Annotated in this window: 1 protein-coding gene; it reads left to right on the forward strand. The window is 35.0% G+C overall.

From position 1 onward, the window contains the following. A partial coding sequence (locus tag CWB85_RS21735; protein ID WP_138556008.1) for a hypothetical protein occupies positions 1-223 on the forward strand: 223 nt, incomplete at both ends.

The raw sequence follows: 223 nt of genomic DNA on the forward strand, positions 1-223 counted from the left end.
CTGAATTCTATACAGGGAACGAAGCTGCAATTTTTGCTAACCCATTACAGTTTTGGAGTCGCCCAGAGCAAAGTTTAGATTTTCAATTTAGCTATGATGTGACAGATGACTTCGTAGTGACATTTGATGCAACCAATATCTTAGATGATGTATATCAAAGTTATTATGGTGAAGGTAACGAGAATATTTATAATTTCGGCAATGGAATTTATTCACGTACCTT

Origin of the sequence: Pseudoalteromonas sp. S1727 (assembly GCF_005886375.1) — a bacterium.
Lineage (GTDB): Bacteria > Pseudomonadota > Gammaproteobacteria > Enterobacterales > Alteromonadaceae > Pseudoalteromonas > Pseudoalteromonas haloplanktis.